This window comes from Corallococcus sp. AB030, assembly GCF_003668965.1.
GTDB classification, from domain to species: Bacteria; Myxococcota; Myxococcia; order Myxococcales; family Myxococcaceae; genus Corallococcus; species Corallococcus exiguus.
Genome location: NZ_RAWQ01000370.1, coordinates 1 through 4,546, shown reverse-complemented (window position 1 = coordinate 4,546; position 4,546 = coordinate 1). Strand labels below are relative to the sequence as shown.

The following is a 4,546-nucleotide window of genomic DNA, read 5'->3' as shown; positions in this document are numbered from 1 at the left end:
CCCCGAAACCGCGCCCCCCCGTCCCACGGGGAGCACGCCCACGGTCCGTCCGACCGGGGGGACCGGTCCGCAGCGCGTGCTGCTGGTGGACGACAGCCGCTCCATCCGGACGCTGCTGAAGATCTACCTGATGGCCCGCAGCTTCGAGTTCCTGGAGGCGGAGTCCGCCGAGGAAGGCCTCAAGGTCGCCGAGGCGGAGCAGGTGGACCTCATCCTCACCGACTTCCACATGGACGGGATGAACGGCGCGGACTTCGCCGGGCAGATCCGCGCCAGCAGCAACGCCAGGCTGTCCAAGGTCCCCATCCTGATGATGACGGGCGATCCGAACGTGGCGGAGGTGCGCGCACTGGGCCAGAAGGCCGGCATCAGCGCCTTCGTGCGCAAGCCGGTGAGCTGCGCGCAGCTGATGACGCTGGTGGACACCATCCTCCCGCTGCCCCGCGCCACCGCGAAGTAGCGAAGCTTCAGGCCGGGCGCGCGAGCGCCCGCCGCTTGCGCAGCACCTCACCCACGCGCACGGCCAGCAGCAGCGCCAGGACGGCCCCGTAGAGCACCGGCTCCGTGACGTCCTTCTTCACCCGCCACACGAAGTGCACCACGCCCAGCACCGCGGCCACGTAGGCCAGCCGGTGCAGGCGCTGCCACGTGGGGAAGCCCAGCTTCCGCACCCACTTGTTCGTGGAGGTGACGGCCAGCGGCACCAGCAGCATCAGCGCGGTGAAGCCCACGGTGATGAAGGGCCGGGTGAAGACGTCCTCCGCCATGGCGCGCACGTCCAGGCCCTGATCCAACACGGAGTAGGTGAGGAAGTGCGCCGCCGCGTAGGTGAAGGCCAGCAGGCCCAGCGTGCGGCGGATGCGCGCGGGCCACGTCCAGCCCGTCACCAGCCGCACTGGCGTGCACGCCAGCGACCCCAGCAGCACCGCCAACGCGAAGAGGCCCGTCTGGTTGAGGGCGAACTCGATGCCGTTGGCCCCCAGCTGTCCCTGCGCCCCCTGCATCGCGAGCAGCAGCAGCGGGGAGAGTCCTCCGACGGCGATGGCGGGGTTCAGCCAGGGGAGCTTGGAGGAGGCCATCGTTCAGAAGTCCCGCTTCAGGTCCATGCCGCTGTAGAGGCCGGCCACGGCGTCCGCATAGCCGTTGAAGGGCAGCGTGGGCCGGCGCGAGGTCTCACCGATGCGGCGCTCCGAGGCCTGGCTCCAGCGCGGGTGATCCACCGCCGGGTTCACGTTGGCGTAGAAGCCGTATTCGCGCTTGTTGGTGATGTTCCACGTCGTGGGCGGCTGCTCGCGGGTGAGCGTGATGCGGACAATGGACTTGATGCCCTTGAAGCCGTACTTCCACGGCACCACCAGCCGCAGCGGGGCGCCGTTCTGCGCGGGCAGCTGCTTGCCGTAGAGGCCCGTGGCCAGCAGCGTCAGCGGGTGTTGGGCTTCATCCAGGCGCAGCCCTTCAACGTAAGGCCAGTCCAGCACCGGGCTCTTCTGGCCGGGCAGCTGCTCCGGGTCCTCCAGCGTGGTGAAGGCCACGTACTTCGCGAAGGACGTGGGCTGCACGCGGTCCAGCAGCTTGCCCAGGGGCAGGCCCAGCCACGGAATCACCATGGACCAGGCTTCCACGCACCGCATCCGATAGACGCGCTCCTCCAGCGGGAAGGCGGAGATGAGCTGATCCACGTCCACGGTCCACGGCTTGTGCACTTCCCCGTCGATGACGACCGTCCACGGCCGCGTCTTCAGCAGGTGCGCGCGGCGGGCCGGGTCGTTCTTGTCCAGGCCGAGCTCGTAGAAGTTGTTGTAGGTGGTGATGTCCTCGTAGGGCGTGCGCGGCTCGTCCGTGCTGAAGAGGCCCTGGGCGGGCACCACCGGCTGGGCCACCGCGCCCGCGTCCGGCACGAAGCCGTCCATGGGCCGGGTGCGCTTCATGCCCAGCAGGTACAGCCCGCCGCCCACCACCGCGGCGGTGCCCGCGAACAGGCCCGCGTTCTTGATGAACTCGCGGCGGCGCACGTAGAGCTTCTCGGGCGTCACTTCGGAGCCAGGGGGCTCGGGAGGGAGCTTGTCGCGCATGACTCCCTCTATAACGCCCCAGCCCCTTTTCCGGTTACCGCCGGGCGTCCTTCGCCCGCCACAGCCGCCACCAGGGCGTGCCGGGGGACTGATGGTGCTCCCAGTGATAGCCGAAGAAGAAGCACGACAGCAGGGCCCACAGGTGGTTGCGAGGCAGGGAGCGCGCGTGGTGCGGCGCCATTCCCTCCGTCTCCGGGCGCCGGTGCGGCAGGTAGGTGCCGAAGTAGAACAGCTGCACGGTGGCCAGCACCGACGGCAGCACCCAGAAGGCCAGGATGCGCGCCTGGGGCACGCCCAGCCACAGCAACACGTTGAACTTCAGCGCCATGACCGCGATTTGAAGCCACGTCGTGTAGCGGACCATGAAGGCCCCGAACCACGGCCAGAACGACACGCCCCGCGCCGCGAAGTCCGGGTCGTGCTCGCCGGTAGGGTCCTCGTGGTGCGCGCGGTGGTTCACCACCAGCCGGCGGTAGGACAGCCCCGCGAAGAGGAAGCAGGCCAGCATCCCCACCGCCGCGTTCACCCGGCGATTCAGGGACACGGTGCCGTGCATGGCGTCATGCCCGGTGATGAAGAGGCCAGTGGACAGCCACATCTGCAGGAGGACATGCAGCCAGGGGAGCGGTGAAGCCCACGGCAGCGCGAGCCCCGCCAGCATCCACGCCAGGTGCCCGCCCCACGCGCCCACCACCGCGAGCGCGAGCACGACGCCCCACGGGTCGGGAGGGGCGGGACGGGTGGAGGGCTCGGGCGCCATGGCTCCCTTACTGGCCAGGCCCCGCCCCCCGCGCACGAAGAAACGCACGGGTGGGACGGAGCGTGGCCGGGGACACTACTTCTTCGCCGCGGGCGTGGCGGCCGGGGCGCCGAAGTCCTTCACCAGCGAGTCGGCGGTGACGTAGCGCGGCTCGATGTCCACCGGCACGTTCTTCAGCCGCTCCAGCACCTTCTGCACGGAGGGGCGCACCACGCCCTGCTTCGCGAGCAGCGCCTCCGCGGCGGTGCGGTCGCCCGAGGCCTGAAGGGCCATGAGCTGGTTCGTCAGCGACGTGACGGCCGCCTGCATCTTGTCCGGCACCACTTCGAAGGTGCCGTCCGCGTTCACCTTCACCGCGCCGGTGTCCAGGAAGTGGTTGAGCTGCAGCGCGATGCCCTTGCCGTGCGCCTCGTCGATGCCGAAGCGGATGGAGCGGAACGCGGACGCGAGGAACGTCGTGTACATGGTCCGCTGCAGGTCCTTGTCCAGCGTGCCCTTGTCCACCAGCCGCTGGAGCGCCCACAGGCCGGAGATGTCCGCCTTGGCCTCCTCGATGGCGCTGGAGGCCGCCTGCAGCGCCTGACGCACCGTCGTCTGCTTCCCGTTCACGGTGACGTTGTGGGGCCCCAGGCCGTGCATCAGCTCGTGCATGAGGATGTGCGTGAAGAAGGCGTCGAAGGACACGTCCTTGCGGTCCTTCGCGGGCAGCGCCACCTTCGCGATGGGCACCAGCACGCGCTGGAACTTGGCCTCCTGGATGTTCTTCAGCATCACGCGCTTGGTGCCCTTCTCCGCCGCCACGCGCTCGTCGTTGGGCAGGTTGAAGGCCGCCGTCTGCACGCCCCGGTTGCCGTCACCGGACGAGTAGATGCTGTTGATGACGCGGATGGGGGCGAGCGCGCCCAGCTTCGGGTTGCGCAGGCCCGGCTCGATCGGGAGGTTGTTCTCCAGCTCCTGGAGCTCCGCGCTGAACTTCGCCAGCTTCTGCGTCTCCGCGTCGTCGCGCACGCCGATGAAGGCCTCGAACGCGGCCTTGTAGTTGAACCAGCCGTCCTCGTAGACCTCATAGGGCCCGATGGTGGGGTCCACGCTCGCGTCCAGCTCCATCCACGCGACCTCGCTCGCGTAGTAGTCGTTGGACAGGAACGCCGCCGCGCGCGTCTCCAGGAAGCGCTTCAGCGTGGGCTGCTGGGTGAGCGCCGCCGCCTCACGCAACAGCTGCGCGGCCATGCCCAGCTCGCCCTGGTACTCGACGCTGTAGGGCACGCTCACGAACTTGCCGTCCGTCCCCTTGCGCAGCGTGGTGAAGAAGCCCGTGGCCTCGTGCTGCTTCGCCTCCGGAAGGCTCTTCACCCACGCCTCCACCTCCGCCTTGGTGGCGCCGGCGGGATAGAAGTTTCCCTCGTCCGGCTTGGCCGGCACGCCGGGGATGAACGGCTTCGCCTCGTCCAGGCGCGACCAGGGGCCCTTGTTGAGCAGGAACGCGTGCAGCCGCTCCTTGCCCAGGGGCGTGGTGTCCTTCACCAGGTCCAACAGCAGCGTCTGGTTGCCCGCCCACGCCTGACCCAGGAAGAGCGGGTCCATGATGCGGGCCGCCTGGAGGACCTTGGCCAGGGCGCGCTTCTCCGCGTCCGGCAGCTTGGACACGTCCACCTTGACGTCCACGGGGGCGAAGCGCGCGGTCATCCGCTTCAGCGTCGGGGCGTCGGGCAGG

At 69.4% G+C, this 4,546-nt stretch carries 5 protein-coding genes; 1 reads left to right on the top strand and 4 read right to left on the bottom strand.

The genetic code is table 11. The features are described 5' to 3' along the window. Positions 1 to 460 (top strand): response regulator (locus tag D7Y15_RS42400; protein WP_148713026.1); only part of this gene is annotated, 460 nt, incomplete at its 5' end. A 7-nt stretch (positions 461 to 467) separates the two neighbouring features. Here D7Y15_RS42400 and D7Y15_RS42395 read toward each other — a convergent pair. From D7Y15_RS42395 to D7Y15_RS42380, 4 genes are all read right to left on the bottom strand, one after another. Further along, the gene (locus D7Y15_RS42395) at positions 468 to 1,079 is read right to left on the bottom strand and encodes a sulfite oxidase heme-binding subunit YedZ (protein WP_120581508.1); all 612 of its coding nucleotides are present in this window, start codon (positions 1,077 to 1,079) and stop codon (positions 468 to 470) included. A 3-nt stretch (positions 1,080 to 1,082) separates the two neighbouring features. Beyond that, on the bottom strand, positions 1,083 to 2,072 hold the full coding sequence (gene msrP / locus D7Y15_RS42390; RefSeq protein WP_120598049.1) for a protein-methionine-sulfoxide reductase catalytic subunit MsrP: 990 nt from the start codon (positions 2,070 to 2,072) through the stop codon (positions 1,083 to 1,085). Between the two features lie 34 nt (positions 2,073 to 2,106). Next, positions 2,107 to 2,832, bottom strand: coding sequence for a fatty acid desaturase (locus D7Y15_RS42385; protein ID WP_121756106.1), 726 nt, complete (start codon positions 2,830 to 2,832; stop codon positions 2,107 to 2,109). Between the two features lie 75 nt (positions 2,833 to 2,907). Next, positions 2,908 to 4,546, bottom strand: a 1,639-nt coding sequence (locus D7Y15_RS42380) for a hypothetical protein (protein ID WP_121756105.1), incomplete at its 5' end; no start/stop codon positions are given.

Bases quoted from the DNA above. Each gene is read 5' to 3' on its own strand.
- D7Y15_RS42395 (WP_120581508.1), bottom strand. From the start codon at position 1,079: ATGGCCTCCTCCAAGCTCCCCTGGCTGAACCCCGCCATCGCCGTCGGA.
- msrP (WP_120598049.1), bottom strand. From the start codon at position 2,072: ATGCGCGACAAGCTCCCTCCCGAGCCCCCTGGCTCCGAAGTGACGCCC.
- D7Y15_RS42385 (WP_121756106.1), bottom strand. From the start codon at position 2,832: ATGGCGCCCGAGCCCTCCACCCGTCCCGCCCCTCCCGACCCGTGGGGC.